This is a genomic window from Leeuwenhoekiella palythoae (assembly GCF_020310025.1).
GTDB classification, from domain to species: Bacteria; Bacteroidota; Bacteroidia; order Flavobacteriales; family Flavobacteriaceae; genus Leeuwenhoekiella; species Leeuwenhoekiella palythoae.
This window is the reverse complement of record NZ_CP084318.1, coordinates 2,658,443-2,672,707: the sequence shown is the minus strand read 5'-3', so window position 1 is coordinate 2,672,707 and position 14,265 is coordinate 2,658,443. Positions and strand designations below refer to the sequence as shown.

Below are 14,265 nucleotides of genomic sequence, written 5' to 3'. Positions count from 1 at the left end.
CTAAATTACTTCATTTGATTTTTTAGAAAAACGCACTTTCTTGTCACCTTCAATTCGGTATCCTACTTTAGTAGCATCACCGTTACCATCAATTAATGATAAATTTGAGATGTGAATAGGCGCCTCTTTCTTAGCAATACCACCTTGAGGATTAGAAGCACTTGGCTTCTCGTGCTTAGACACTAGGTTAATTCCCTCAACGATTGCTTTATTCTTATCTTTAATAACACGTTGCACCTTACCCTCTTGACCTTTATGATCTCCAGCAGTTACACGTACATTATCTCCAACTTTTATCTTAAGCTTTGTCATCTTAATACTGTATTAAAGCACCTCTGGCGCTAATGATACAATCTTCATGAATTGTTTCTCACGAAGCTCTCTCGCTACAGGGCCAAATACACGAGTACCGCGCATCTCTCCTTGAGCATTTAAAAGTACACAAGCGTTATCATCAAAACGGATATAAGATCCATCTGGACGACGCACTTCTTTACGTGTACGCACTACTACTGCAGTAGAAACGGCTCCTTTTTTAACCTGACCGTTAGGTGTTGCATCTTTTACAGAAACAACAATCTTATCACCTACTGAAGCATATCTTCTTTTTGTACCTCCTAACACACGAATGGTCAAAACTTCTTTTGCACCAGTGTTGTCAGCAACTCTTAATCTTGATTCTTGTTGTAACATAATTACTTAGCTCTTTCAATGATTTCTACAAGTCTCCAACTTTTAGATTTACTTAAAGGTCGTGTTTCCATAATCTTTACAGTATCTCCAATATTGCAGTCATTTTGCTCGTCGTGCGCTACGTATTTTTTCGTTTTCAAAACGAATTTTCCATACATAGGGTGCTTTACTTTCTTAACCTCAGAAACCACAATAGATTTCTGCATTTTATTACTTGTAACGACACCTATACGTTCTTTTCTTAAATTTCTTTTTTCCATCTTAAGCAGCATTATTGTAATTCTCGTTTTGTAAGCTCAGTAGCAATACGCGCTACAGATCTTCTTAGACCTCTAAGCTGAATGGGATTTTCCAAAGGAGAAATAGCGTGAGCCATTTTTAAGTCAGAATAAGCTCTTTTAGCTTTTACTAACTCTTCCTGTAATTCTGCTACAGATAGTTCTTTTACTTCTGATTGTTTCATTTTTCTAGAATTTAGTCAGCTTGATAATCCCTAGCCACTACATATTTTGTTCTCACTGGAAGCTTTTGCGCTGCCAAACGTAACGCCTCACGCGCTACAGGCTCAGCAACTCCTCCGATTTCAAAAAGCATTCTGCCAGGTTTAACGACAGCTGCCCAGTATTCAACAGCACCTTTACCTTTACCCATACGTACTTCAAGAGGCTTTTTTGTGATAGGCTTATCTGGAAAAATTCTGATCCATAAAGAACCTTCACGCTTCATAAAACGTGTGGCAGCAATACGTGCAGCTTCTATTTGTCTAGACGTAAGAAAGTTTGAGTCTAATGATTTGATACCAAAAGTACCATTTGAAAGCTGATGCCCTCTTCCGGCATTACCCTTCATGCGACCCTTCTGTTGCTTACGGAATTTTGTCTTTTTAGGCTGTAACATCTTGTTTTACTTTAAAAAATTACTTTCTACGACGTGATTTTGGAGCACCAGATCCACGACCGCCCTTTCCTTGCTTCTTAGCAAGACCTACTAGAGGAGACAATTCTCTCTTCCCATAAACCTCACCTTTCATGATCCAAACTTTGATACCCAATCTACCGTAAGTAGTATGAGCTTCTACCAAAGCGTAATCAATATCAGCTCTGAATGTTGATAAAGGAATACGACCTTCTTTGTAAGCTTCTGAACGTGCCATTTCAGCACCATTCAAACGACCTGAAATCTGTATCTTAATACCCTCTGCGTTCATACGCATTGCAGCCGCGATAGCCATTTTAGTAGCACGACGGTAAGAGATACGGTTTTCAATTTGACGGGCTACTGAGGAAGCAACCAAAAATGCGTCAAGCTCAGGACGTTTAATCTCAAAAATATTGATCTGAACTTCCTTGTTAGTAATTTGTTTAAGTTCTTCTTTCAACTTGTCTACCTCTTGACCACCTTTACCGATAATAATACCAGGTCTAGCAGTAGTGATAGTAACGGTTACAAGCTTAAGCGTACGCTCAATAATTACTCTAGACACACTAGCTTTTGATAAACGAGCGTGAATATACTTTCTAATCTTATCGTCTTCGGCAAGTTTATCACCGTAGTCGTTACCACCATACCAGTTAGATTCCCATCCTCTGATAATACCTAGGCGATTCCCGATTGGATTTGTCTTCTGTCCCATTTATTACTTGCTTTGTGTGTTATCTTTAGCACCAAGCACAACTGTAACGTGATTGCTGCGTTTTCTTATTCTGTGTGCGCGACCTTGTGGTGCAGGACGAAGTCTTTTTAACATACTTCCTCCATCAACACGAATCTCTTTAATAAATAAGTCTGCATCTTCAATACTAGCATCTTCGTTTTTCTCTTGCCAGTTTGAAATGGCAGAAAGAACCAACTTTTCTACACGACGAGAAGCTTCTTTATTACTAAATTTTAATATTTGAAGCGCTTTCTCTACTTTCTGACCACGCACAAGATCTGCAACTAAGCGCATCTTACGAGGTGAAGTAGGGCAGTTGTTCAGTTTTGCAAAGGCTAAACTTTTTTTAGCCTCTTTTATCTGCTCTGCTCTTTCCTTTTTACGAACTCCCATAGCTTCAATTATTTTTTACCTTTATTTTTTGACCCAACGTGACCTCTAAAAGATCGTGTAGGTGAAAATTCTCCTAATTTATGACCCACCATGTTCTCAGTTACATAAACAGGAACAAACTGGCGACCGTTATGAACAGCTATTGTTTGACCAACAAAATCTGGAGTAATCATTGAGGCTCTTGACCAAGTTTTGATTACCGTCTTTTTGTTAGACTCTACATTAGCAGCAACTTTTTGCTCTAATTTATAGTGAACGTAAGGTCCTTTTTTTAATGAACGTGCCATATCTTATTATTTCTTTCTACGTTCTACAATATATTTATTACTCGCTTTCGTCTTAGTACGGGTTCTATAACCTTTAGCAGGCACACCGTTTCTATTACGTGGGTGACCTCCAGAAGCACGACCTTCACCACCACCCATTGGGTGATCAACAGGGTTCATTACTACTGGTCTTGTACGTGGACGTCTACCTAACCAGCGTTTTCTACCAGCCTTACCAGAAACGATAAGCTGATGATCACTGTTAGAAACCGCTCCTATTGTAGCCATACAATTCACCAGAATCAATCTAGTTTCACCTGATGGTAATTTTACAGTTGCAAATTTACCATCACGAGCCATAAGCTGCGCAAAAGCACCAGCACTACGAGCCATAATAGCTCCTTGCCCTGGACGTAACTCAATACAAGAAATAATAGTACCTAATGGAATATCAGACAAAGGCATCGCGTTTCCTATTTCAGGAGCAACACCAGAACCAGAAACTACATTCTGATCCACCTGTAAACCATTTGGCGCAATAATGTAACACTTCTCTCCGTCTTGATAATTTAAAAGCGCAATAAAAGCAGTACGATTAGGATCATACTCGATGCTCGCAACTGTAGCAGGAACACCCTCTTTATTTCTTTTAAAATCAATAACGCGATAACGCTTCTTATGACCACCACCCTTGTAGCGCATGGTCATTTTACCTTGACTGTTTCTCCCTCCAGACTTTTTAATCGGAGCCAAAAGGCTTTTTTCCGGCTTATCAGTAGTGATGGCGTCAAACCCATTTACTACTCTAAATCGCTGTCCTGGAGTGATCGGTTTTAATTTTCTTACTGACATTTTTTAGTCTTAAATGTTACTATAAAAATCAATCACATCACCTTCCGCCACCTGTACAATTGCTTTTTTAAAGCCTTTTGTTTTACCAGTGATCATACCAGATTTTGTAAACTTGGTATTACGATCTGGGCGAACGTTCATTGTTCTAACTTTAATTACCGAAACACCATAAGTTGCCTCTACAGCATTTTTAATTTCGATCTTATTCGAACCGGGATTTACTTCAAATGTATAACGGCTATTTAGCTCACTATCCATTGTAGCTTTTTCGGTAATCACGGGTTTTATTAAAATACTCATGTTGTTACTTACTTAAAGTTTGCTCAATTTCTTCTAGAGATCCTTCTAAAAACACTACATTATTTGCATTCATAATTTTGTAAGTGCTTAATTCTGAACTCGTTATAACCTCAGAGGTCTTTAAATTGCGTGACGACAAATATACATTATTATTTGAAGCCCCCAACACAAACAAAGACTTTTTATTATCTAAGCCTAAAGCCTTTACAACGTCAACGAAATTTTTGGTTTTTGGAGTTTCAAAATTGAAATCCTCAATTACCGTAATCGCCTTGTCATTTGCTTTAAGAGTTAGCGCAGAACGTCTTGCTAATCGCTTAAGACCTTTATTCAGTTTAAATGAATAATTACGTGGTCTAGGACCAAACATTCTACCCCCACCTTTGAATACACCAGACTTGATACTACCAGCACGAGCGGTACCCGTACCTTTTTGTTTTTTAATCTTACGTGTACTACCTGCAATCTCAGCACGCTCTTTAGATTTGTGCGTACCCTGTCTTTTATTAGCAAGGTGCTGCTTTACATCTAAATAGATAGCGTGATCGTTAGGCTCTATAGCAAAAACAGAATCAGAAAGGTTTGCCTCTCTACCTGTTTCTTTTCCTTTAATATCAACTACTGCTACTTTCATTATCTTTCAATAATTACATAAGAGTTTTTGTGACCAGGTACACAACCTTTAACCACAAGTAGATTCTTTTCAGCAACTACTTTCAATACTCTTAAATTTTGAACTTTTACTCGCTCATTCCCCATTTGACCAGCCATACGCATACCTTTAAATACACGAGCTGGATAAGACGCCGCACCAATAGAACCTGGAGCTCTTAATCGGTTATGCTGTCCGTGGGTAGACTGCCCTACACCACCAAATCCGTGACGCTTAACAACACCTTGAAAACCTTTACCTTTAGAAGTACCAGCTACATCAACGAACTGACCTTCTTTAAAGACTTCAACAGTTACTGCATCACCTAATTTGTACTCTCCTTCAAAATCTTGGAACTCGACAACTTTACGCTTTGCAACTGTACCTGCTTTCTTGGCGTGGCCTTGAGCAGCTTTATTTGCAGTCTTTGCGTCATCGAAACCTAATTGAAGAGCACTATACCCGTCAACCTCTTCGGTTCTGACTTGGGTAACAACGCAGGGACCTGCTTCGATAACGGTACAAGGAATATTCTTCCCATTCTCATCAAAGATGCTGGTCATACCTACTTTTTTTCCAATTAACCCAGACATATTAATTATTATTGATTATTACTATTTTACTTATTTAAACTTCGATCTTCATCGAAATAAAACAGGGTCAAAATACCTCCGACCCTGAATGTATTTTTATCCGTTTTTCCCTCGCTCGCAGCTCAGGACATGTTATTCCGCTATACGGAATGGTAATTATACCTTGATCTCTACTTCAACCCCACTTGGCAATTCAAGCTTCATTAACGCATCGATGGTTTTTGAAGATGAACTGTAGATATCAAGTAAACGCTTGTAAGAGCTAAGCTCAAACTGCTCACGAGATTTCTTGTTTACGTGTGGAGAACGCAATACAGTAAAGATTTTTTTGTGAGTAGGAAGTGGGATTGGCCCAGTTACTACAGCACCGGTACTTTTTACCGTTTTTACGATTTTCTCAGCAGACTTATCTACTAAGTTATGATCGTAAGATTTAAGTTTTATTCTGATTTTCTGACTCATGTCTTAGTAAATTAAGCGTTAGCAGTTCCTTTTGCTGCAGCAATAACTTCTTCAGATACGTTAGAAGGAGTTTCTGCATAGTGTGAAAATTCCATTGTAGAAGTTGCACGACCAGAAGAAAGCGTACGTAAAGTAGTTACATAACCAAACATCTCAGAAAGCGGTACGATTGCTTTCACAACTTTCGCTCCAGCACGGTCACCCATACTACTCATTTGTCCTCGACGACGGTTAAGGTCACCTACAATATCACCCATATTTTCTTCAGGAGTGATAACCTCTACTTTCATCATTGGCTCAAGAACCACAGCTCCAGCGGCTTTAGCAGCTGCTTTAAATCCTAGTTTTGCAGCAAGTTCAAAAGATAATGCATCAGAATCCACAGGGTGGAAAGAACCATCCTTAAGTGTAACTTTCATAGCATCAACTTCAAACCCAGCTAATGGACCATTGATCATTGCAGTCTTAAATCCTTTTTCAACAGCAGGAATATATTCTTTAGGAACGTTACCACCTTTTACTTCGTTAACGAACTCCAAACCAACTTTACCTTCTTCAGCAGGCTCTAAAGTAAATACGATATCTGCGAATTTACCACGACCACCCGACTGCTTCTTGTAAACCTCTCTGTGATCTGCAACACGAGTGATAGCCTCTTTATATTCAACCTGTGGTTGACCTTGGCTAACCTCTACCTTAAACTCACGCTTAAGACGATCTACAATAATATCTAAGTGAAGCTCACCCATACCAGAAATAATAGTCTGACCTGAAGCCTCATCTGTACGCACTTGGAATGTTGGATCTTCTTCTGCCAACTTAGCCAAAGCCATACCTAATTTATCAACATCAGCCTTAGTTTTAGGCTCAACAGCGATACCAATTACCGGATCAGGAAACTCCATACTCTCAAGTACGATTGGGTGTTTCTCATCTGATAATGTATCACCAGTCTTAATATCTTTAAATCCTACAGCCGCACCAATATCACCAGCCTCGATAAAATCAATAGCATTTTGCTTATTAGAGTGCATTTGATAGATACGCGAGATACGTTCTTTGTTACCTGAACGATTGTTCAATACATAAGAACCTGCATCTAGACGACCTGAATAGGTACGGAAGAACGCTAAACGACCAACAAATGGGTCTGTAGCAATTTTAAACGCTAATGCTGCGAAAGGTGCAGTTACATCAGGCTTACGTAATTCTTCTTTCTCAGTATCTGGATTAATACCTTTAATACCTTCCTTATCTACAGGAGAAGGCAAGTAACGACATACAGCATCTAATAAGAACTGAACACCTTTATTTTTAAAAGCAGAACCACAGATCATAGGAATGATAGACATATCCATTACAGCAGCACGAAGTGCAGCGTGCACCTCATCTTCAGTAATAGAATCTTCATCTTCCATAAATTTCTCAAGCAAGTTCTCATCGTAAGCAGCAACCTCTTCGATCAACATACCACGATACATTTTTGCTTCTTCTTTCAACTCCTCTGGAATCTCAACAACATCGAAAGTTGAACCTTGAGTTTCATCGTGCCATACAACCGCACGGTTTTTCACAAGATCGATAATCCCTCTAAAGTCTGCTTCTTCACCAATAGGAAGAACGATAGGCACTGCATTAGAACCTAGCATCTCCTTAACCTGCTTACAAACCTCCAAGAAGTTTGAACCTTGACGGTCCATTTTGTTCACAAAGCCCATACGTGGCACTTTGTAGTTATCAGCAAGCCTCCAGTTAGTTTCAGACTGAGGCTCAACACCATCAACTGCACTAAACAAGAACACAAGACCATCAAGAACACGCAATGAACGGTTTACCTCAACAGTAAAGTCAACGTGTCCCGGAGTATCAATTATATTGAAGTTATAATCTTTTGTATCAGGAAGTGGCTGAGCATTTTCCATAGGAAACTTCCAAGTACAAGTAGTAGCAGCAGAAGTAATAGTAATACCACGCTCTTGCTCTTGCTCCATCCAGTCCATAGTAGCCGCACCATCGTGCACCTCACCTATTTTATGGCTCACACCAGTATAATAAAGTATACGCTCAGTAGTTGTAGTTTTACCCGCATCAATGTGAGCCGCAATACCTATATTTCTTGTAAATTTTAAATCTCTTTGTGCCATTTTTATTAGAATCTAAAGTGAGAGAATGCTTTATTTGCTTCTGCCATCTTATGAGTATCTGTACGTTTTTTAACAGCAGCACCTTCTTCTTTAGCAGCAGCTAAAATTTCCGCAGCTAACTTAGAAGCCATTGATTTTTCATTACGCTTTCTAGCGAAACTAATCAACCATTTCATCGCAGTAGAAATCTTGCGATCTGGTCTGATCTGCATAGGGATCTGAAAGGTTGCACCACCTACTCTACGGCTACGCACTTCAACGTGAGGCATAACATTAGACAATGCATCTTTCCAAACTTCTAAAGCAGTTTTTTCTTCGTTGTTTTTCTTCTCTTCTACGATATCCATTGCATCGTAAAAGATTTTAAAGGCTACCGACTTCTTACCGTCCCACATCATCATGTTAACGAAACGCGTAACCAGCTGATCGTTAAAACGAGGATCTGGTAAAAGTGGTCTTTTTTTGGCCTGTCTTTTTCTCATTTCTTCTCTTTAAAAGTTTTTAATTACTTCTTAGGGCGTTTTGCTCCATACTTAGAACGACGCTGTAGTCTTCCTTGAACACCTGCTGTATCCAAAGCTCCACGTACAATGTGATATCTAACACCTGGCAAATCTTTTACCCTTCCACCTCTAACCAATACTATCGAGTGCTCTTGTAAATTGTGTCCTTCACCACCAATGTATGCGTTCACCTCTTTACCGTTAGTTAATCTAACACGCGCTACTTTACGCATCGCTGAGTTAGGTTTCTTAGGCGTAGTGGTGTACACACGGGTACAAACCCCGCGGCGTTGTGGGCACGAATCCAAAGCAGCCGATTTACTCTTCTTGGTTATTTTGGCTCTTCCTTTTCGTACTAATTGTGAAATTGTTGGCATAATTTCCTTTTACCTAAATTATAGTTATTATAATAGCCCTTTTCTAAGGGTGTGCAAAGCTACAAAATAAATTAAGTATTTCAACACTTAAATCATTAATTTTCAAAGGTATTTTTCAGATATTGAAAAACCACACACCAAACCCTACTAATAAATCGCAATCTTGAAGCTGAATCTCTTTATCTTTTACGCCACCCTATTGATAGGAAGCTCTTTATTCGGCCAAAAAATACATTTACAAATTGCTGGTTCGGAAAAAACAGAAAAAGACTTACTGAAGACTTTTGGCTTGAAAACAGAATTTGACTCCTTCTCAGAAGCACAAGAGTCACTCAACAGACTAAAAGACTCCCTCCACAAAGAAGGCTACTTTCAACACATAGTTTCATTAACAAAAAACAACCAACTCATTAAAGTAACGCCCGGAAACAGATCAGATTCGATCACATTATATATAAAAGACAAAAACCTTCAACTAGACTTCACTAAAAAAAAATCACTTGCCACAACTGAACTCCCCGAATTCCTTAAAAACATTACCAAAAAGGAAAGCGACGCAGGATACCCATTATCCACCACCAGTTTAATAAACATACGCTTAAACGACAATGAACTCACAGCAGAACTTCATCTTGAGAGAAAAAGACAACGTAAAGTTTCTAACATCTTAATAAAAGGATACCCCAAGTTTCCAAAGTCATTCCTAAAACACTACGCCAGATTAGACACTACAAAAACATTCAACAGATCTGAAATTCAAAAAAAAACAGACAATCTTAACAACCTCCTTTTTATCACCCAAACAAAACCTCCCGAAATCCTTTTCACTAAAGATAGCACCAACCTATATCTATATATAGAGAAGAATAACATCAATCAATTTGAAGGTTTTATAGGCTTTGCCTCAGATGAAGAAATTAATAAATTGAGAATAGACGGAGTCATAGATCTTCAATTAACAAACAACTTTAATTACGGAGAATCCCTTAACTTCTATTACAAGAGCAACGGCGAAAACCAACAAACCCTAGAGCTTTCTGCCAGACTTCCCTACCTTTTTAAATCCCCAATTAGCCTAAGCGCCAACTTTAATCTTTTTAGACAAGACAGCTTATTCTCTAACACCTCACAATCCCTTTCAGCCGAATTTCAAGCCGCACAAAACCTTAGCATCAACACCACATACAATCACACCAGCTCCAATGTCACCACTTCGACACCAGACAGCAATCCGTTTACCAAAAACAGCCTAAGCCTAGGGTTGACTTATACAAACAGAAAGAACTATATACTTCTCCCTCAAATCACTCAGTTCAAAATTGACATAGGAGGCGCACGAAGAATAGACCAAAATACTAATAGTCAATCTTTCACAACAATTGAAGCATTAAAAACCTTTACAATCTCCTCTAAACAGCAACTCTACCTAGAAAGCAATACCAGTATTCTCAACTCTGAAGATTATTATGAAAACGAGCTGTTTCGGTTCGGCGGCATAAAAACACTCCGCGGCTTTAAAGAAAACAGCATTTTCTCCAGCATCTACTCCACCCTACTAACAGAGTTTAGACAAGTCCTCACAAATGAATTGACCATTAATAGCATTTTTGATCTAGCCTATAGCAAGAATCATATCAACAATTCAGAAAGCTACCTCTACTCTATCGGCCTTGGCGCTTCAATAGTCACACAAAGCGGCACTTTGAAACTGAACTTCGCTAACGGAACCACCCTAGGTAACACACCAAAATTCAGCAACACAATCCTACATTTAACCTTGTTAACACAATTCTAAAACAACCACAATTACATTTTTTAGTAAGATATAGTCTTGCTGACATTTTAACCTATTTAACAGTTTTAATTAGTTAAAAACACTCAATAATGAAGTATTCTTATTTAATAATCCAAATTTTATAGAATTAGCATAATTAACATATGATGCTATTTAATTTAACAAAAAATTAAATTTTATGATTTAAAATGTTGTGTCGATGCTTTTTTTTAATCATTTTTAACATCGGCTAATTCAAATAAATATTAAACATGAAAAAACGATTACAAGGATTTCTAATGCTATTTCTAGCATTAGTTGTGCAAGTTTCTTTTGCGCAAACCAGAACAATTTCTGGAACGGTAACCGATGATAGCGGAGTTCCGCTGCCAGGAGTTAACGTCCTCATCTCTGGAACGACAACCGGAACACAAACAGATTTTGATGGATTGTATTCTATTGAAGCATCTACGGGAGATGTGCTTACATTTAGCTATGTTGGTTTTTCTCCTCAAGACGTAACCGTAGGATCTTCATCAACAATTGATGTTCAGCTTGCCGCCGGAGAAGCTTTAGAAGAAGTAGTAGTAACCGCCCAAGGAATTAAAAGGGAGAAAAAAGCACTCGGTTATGCTGTAAGCGAAGTATCTTCTGAAGCTCTTGAACAGCGTCCCGAATCTGATGTTGCTCGTGTACTCTCAGGTAAAGCATCTGGGGTAGAGATTACAGCACAAAACGGTACATCAGGATCTGCAACAAACGTAGTTATTAGAGGATACACCTCTATTAACGGTAGCAACCAAGCGCTTTTTGTGGTTGACGGTGTTCCCTTTGCTAGTGACACTAACTCTTCAGGGAGTTTTGTTAATGGTAATACTGGTTCGAGCCGTTTCTTAGATATTGATCCCAACAACATCGCAAGCGTTACTGTTCTTAAAGGTCTTGCTGCCGCAACACTTTATGGAACTGACGGGCGTAACGGTGTTATCTTAATTACAACGAAAGCAAACAGCGGGCAATCCTCAAAAAAGAAAACAGAAATCACTTTAAACCAGTCTTTCTTTTTCAACGAGATCGCATCCCTTCCTGATTACCAACAGAATTATGGTGGTGGTTTTAACCAGTCTTTTGGTTGGTTTTTCAGTAACTACGGACCAAACTTCAATGCAACAGGAGTTGACGGATATTTAAATGATCCCGCTGGAATTATCGATGCTAACGGAAATGTTCCGCATCCATATGCCACAAACGCCTTCTTAAGTAACTTTTTAGGCGGAGAGAACGAATTGTATCAATCCTTCCAAGGGGTTGACTATGCTTACAGACCCTATGCTAGTGTAGAGAACTTTTTTAGAACTGGTAGTGTAAGCAACACCTCCTTAAACATCAGAGGCGCTTCAAATGATGGCAACATGTCTTTCAACGTAAACTTCGGGCATACAGACGATCAAGGTTTCACCCCAGGCAACAGCCTTACCAGAAACACACTTTCTGTTGGTGGACGCGCTAAATTGAGCAACAAATTTACAGTAACCGGTATTTTAAACTATTCACGCACTGATTTTAAAACACCTCCGGTTGCAGCGAGTGATGGTAACGCGAATTATGGTTTATCTGTATTTGGTCAGGTATTCTTCACCCCCATAAGTGTTGACTTAATGGGCTTACCTTTTGAAATCCCCGAAACAGGTGGTAGTATCTATTACCGTAATGGAAACGACATTGTAAACCCACGATGGACTGTTAAAAATGCACAGAATGGTCAGCTTACCAATCGTGTTTTTGGTAATGCACAACTTTCTTACGAGTTCAACGATAATGTAAGTGTACTCTATAGAGGTGGTATTGATATCTATAACGAACGTAACCACTCTTACGCAAATAAAGGAGGAGTTAACAGTGATGCTGACCGTTTTGGTTACTATGACACTTGGGATAACAACAGCACTACTTTTAATCACTATGCTGCGGTATCTGGTAATTACGACTTAACAGCTGATCAAAAATTAAATGTTAGCTTTCTTTTAGGAGGAAGTACATTAGGAGAATACTACGACAGACAAGGGGTTTCGAGCTCTGCTCAAATCGTTTATGACGTTCAGAGACACTTCAACTTTGAAAACCAGCTACCTATTCAGTTTTCTCAAAAGAGAAACACAATTGGTTTATTTGGTGATCTTTCATTTGAGTATGATAACTTCTTATACTTATCGCTATCCGGAAGAAATGACTGGATCTCAAACTTGATCGCAGAAAACAACAGTCAGTTTTACCCTAGTGTTAGCGCCTCTTTCATTCCAACTTCTGCATTTGAAGGTTTTGGCGGAGGGAACAGCCTAGGACTAAATTACCTTAAATTAAGAGCCGGTCTTGGTTCTTCTGCAGGGTTCCCTACAGGATACCCAACCGTAAATACTATCAATCAATCAACTCAAGTTTCTGGTGGAGCTGTTGGTGGAGCTTCAGGAATTGTTACCAATGGTGTTAGCGACGCTCTTGCTAATCCAAATCTAAGACCTGAGTTGATCAGCGAATGGGAAGTAGGTTTTGATGCTAGATTGCTAAAAAACCGTTTAGATGTTAGCTTATCATATTACGATCGTACAACTAAAGACCAGATTGTGGGAATCCCATTATCAACATCTTCAGGTTATACCGGCACAACAGGTAACATCGGAAAGGTTGAAGGAACCGGATGGGAAGTTGACCTAGGGGTTGACATATTTAAAAGTGCAGAGCCTAGTGGATTCAGCTGGAACTCCAGAGTGAACTTCACTACCAATAAGCAAATAGTTACCGAACTTGGTAGTGACCAGATAGTTTATGCAGGATTCTCTAATTTAGGTAATGCTGCAATTCAAGGTGAACAACTAGGGGTTATCGTAGGAAGCAGAATTCTTAGAGATGATAATGGTTCATTTGTAGTAGGTAATGATGGTTTTTACGTATCAGAGACTGAGGTTTATATTGATGATGCAGGAAATGAGGTAAATGCCGATACTCCAGGAGCTCGTTCTATAGCACCTATCATCGGTAATCCTAACCCTGATTATGTAATGAACTTTATCAACACTATTTCTTATAAGAATCTTACGTTAGGTTTTCAAGTAAGCCACGTAAGCGGTGGAGACATTTACTCTCAGACAATAGGTACCTTGCTAGGTCGTGGTTTAATAAACCCGGATCGTAGAGAGCCTTTTATTCTTCCTGGTGTTTTAGCTGACGGATCACCTAACAGACAGCAGCTAGACAACTCTTCATTCTATTTTGACAATGTTCTTTTTGGTCCTAGCGAGTTGAGAATCTATGATGCTTCTGTAATTCGTCTTAAGGAGCTATCCCTAGGTTATACAATGCCTAAAAAGTGGTTAGAAAAAACTCCTTTTGGCACTTTATCGATTACTGCTGCCGGATATAACTTATGGTATGACGCATACAACACTCCCGATCGCGCTAATTTTGATCCTAACGTAGCTGGTATTGGTGTAGGTAACGGGCGTGGATTTGACTATCTAAACGGGCCTAGTTCTAGAAGATATGGTTTGAGCGTAAAAGCTACATTCTAAGCTAATCGTAGAAGCACTTAACTTAAAAAGCATCTA

General features: G+C 39.0%; 18 protein-coding genes. 2 read left to right on the top strand and 16 right to left on the bottom strand.

What is annotated here, in order from left to right; all coding sequences use genetic code 11:
- From rplX to rpsL, 16 genes are all read right to left on the bottom strand, one after another.
- A complete protein-coding gene (gene rplX, locus LDL79_RS11405; RefSeq protein ID WP_072984085.1) occupies positions 1 to 312 on the bottom strand; it encodes a 50S ribosomal protein L24 in 312 nt (103 codons plus the stop codon).
- Between the two features lie 12 nt (positions 313 to 324).
- Entirely contained in the window at positions 325 to 693 is a 369-nt protein-coding gene (gene rplN / locus LDL79_RS11400) for a 50S ribosomal protein L14 (RefSeq protein ID WP_009779191.1), read from the bottom strand.
- A gap of 2 nt (positions 694 to 695) precedes the next feature.
- Complete coding sequence (rpsQ, locus tag LDL79_RS11395; RefSeq protein ID WP_040533212.1) at positions 696 to 953, bottom strand: 30S ribosomal protein S17; 258 nt, start codon at positions 951 to 953, stop codon at positions 696 to 698.
- An 11-nt stretch (positions 954 to 964) separates the two neighbouring features.
- Positions 965 to 1,156 (bottom strand): 50S ribosomal protein L29, encoded by a 192-nt coding sequence (gene rpmC / locus LDL79_RS11390; protein WP_009779189.1) that lies wholly within the window; start codon positions 1,154 to 1,156, stop codon positions 965 to 967.
- Positions 1,157 to 1,167: 11 nt separating this feature from the next.
- Positions 1,168 to 1,590 carry a 50S ribosomal protein L16 gene (rplP, locus tag LDL79_RS11385; protein ID WP_072984087.1) on the bottom strand — a complete coding sequence of 141 codons (423 nt, stop codon included), beginning with the start codon at positions 1,588 to 1,590 and terminating at the stop codon, positions 1,168 to 1,170.
- Positions 1,591 to 1,609: 19 nt separating this feature from the next.
- A complete protein-coding gene (gene rpsC / locus LDL79_RS11380; protein ID WP_072984089.1) occupies positions 1,610 to 2,326 on the bottom strand; it encodes a 30S ribosomal protein S3 in 717 nt (238 codons plus the stop codon).
- Positions 2,327 to 2,329: 3 nt separating this feature from the next.
- A complete protein-coding gene (gene rplV, locus LDL79_RS11375; protein WP_009779186.1) occupies positions 2,330 to 2,740 on the bottom strand; it encodes a 50S ribosomal protein L22 in 411 nt (136 codons plus the stop codon).
- A gap of 8 nt (positions 2,741 to 2,748) precedes the next feature.
- Positions 2,749 to 3,027: a 30S ribosomal protein S19 gene (rpsS, locus tag LDL79_RS11370; RefSeq protein ID WP_009779185.1), complete on the bottom strand. Its 279-nt coding sequence runs from the start codon at positions 3,025 to 3,027 to the stop codon at positions 2,749 to 2,751.
- A 6-nt stretch (positions 3,028 to 3,033) separates the two neighbouring features.
- A complete protein-coding gene (gene rplB, locus LDL79_RS11365; RefSeq protein ID WP_225597769.1) occupies positions 3,034 to 3,858 on the bottom strand; it encodes a 50S ribosomal protein L2 in 825 nt (274 codons plus the stop codon).
- A gap of 9 nt (positions 3,859 to 3,867) precedes the next feature.
- Entirely contained in the window at positions 3,868 to 4,158 is a 291-nt protein-coding gene (gene rplW, locus LDL79_RS11360; protein WP_072984093.1) for a 50S ribosomal protein L23, read from the bottom strand.
- Positions 4,159 to 4,162: 4 nt separating this feature from the next.
- Positions 4,163 to 4,792 carry a 50S ribosomal protein L4 gene (gene rplD, locus LDL79_RS11355; RefSeq protein WP_167596275.1) on the bottom strand — a complete coding sequence of 210 codons (630 nt, stop codon included), beginning with the start codon at positions 4,790 to 4,792 and terminating at the stop codon, positions 4,163 to 4,165.
- Positions 4,792 to 5,403: a 50S ribosomal protein L3 gene (gene rplC, locus LDL79_RS11350; protein ID WP_072984097.1), complete on the bottom strand. Its 612-nt coding sequence runs from the start codon at positions 5,401 to 5,403 to the stop codon at positions 4,792 to 4,794. Before rplC ends, rplD begins: the two co-directional genes overlap by 1 nt.
- Positions 5,404 to 5,559: 156 nt before the next feature.
- Positions 5,560 to 5,865, bottom strand: a complete 306-nt coding sequence (gene rpsJ, locus LDL79_RS11345) for a 30S ribosomal protein S10 (protein WP_009779180.1) — start codon at positions 5,863 to 5,865, stop codon at positions 5,560 to 5,562.
- 11 nt (positions 5,866 to 5,876) lie between these two features.
- The gene (gene fusA, locus LDL79_RS11340; protein WP_072984099.1) at positions 5,877 to 8,009 is read right to left on the bottom strand and encodes an elongation factor G; all 2,133 of its coding nucleotides are present in this window, start codon (positions 8,007 to 8,009) and stop codon (positions 5,877 to 5,879) included.
- 5 nt (positions 8,010 to 8,014) lie between these two features.
- On the bottom strand, positions 8,015 to 8,491 hold the full coding sequence (rpsG, locus tag LDL79_RS11335) for a 30S ribosomal protein S7 (RefSeq protein ID WP_072984101.1): 477 nt from the start codon (positions 8,489 to 8,491) through the stop codon (positions 8,015 to 8,017).
- A 23-nt stretch (positions 8,492 to 8,514) separates the two neighbouring features.
- Positions 8,515 to 8,889, bottom strand: a complete 375-nt coding sequence (gene rpsL / locus LDL79_RS11330) for a 30S ribosomal protein S12 (RefSeq protein WP_009779177.1) — start codon at positions 8,887 to 8,889, stop codon at positions 8,515 to 8,517.
- Positions 8,890 to 9,178: 289 nt separating this feature from the next.
- On the opposite strand from rpsL, the gene LDL79_RS11325 reads away from it, so the two are divergent.
- A complete protein-coding gene (locus LDL79_RS11325; protein WP_225597768.1) occupies positions 9,179 to 10,684 on the top strand; it encodes a BamA/TamA family outer membrane protein in 1,506 nt (501 codons plus the stop codon).
- Between the two features lie 251 nt (positions 10,685 to 10,935).
- Positions 10,936 to 14,229, top strand: coding sequence for a SusC/RagA family TonB-linked outer membrane protein (locus tag LDL79_RS11320; protein WP_225597767.1), 3,294 nt, complete (start codon positions 10,936 to 10,938; stop codon positions 14,227 to 14,229).
- The last annotated feature ends 36 nt before the right edge of the window (positions 14,230 to 14,265 follow it).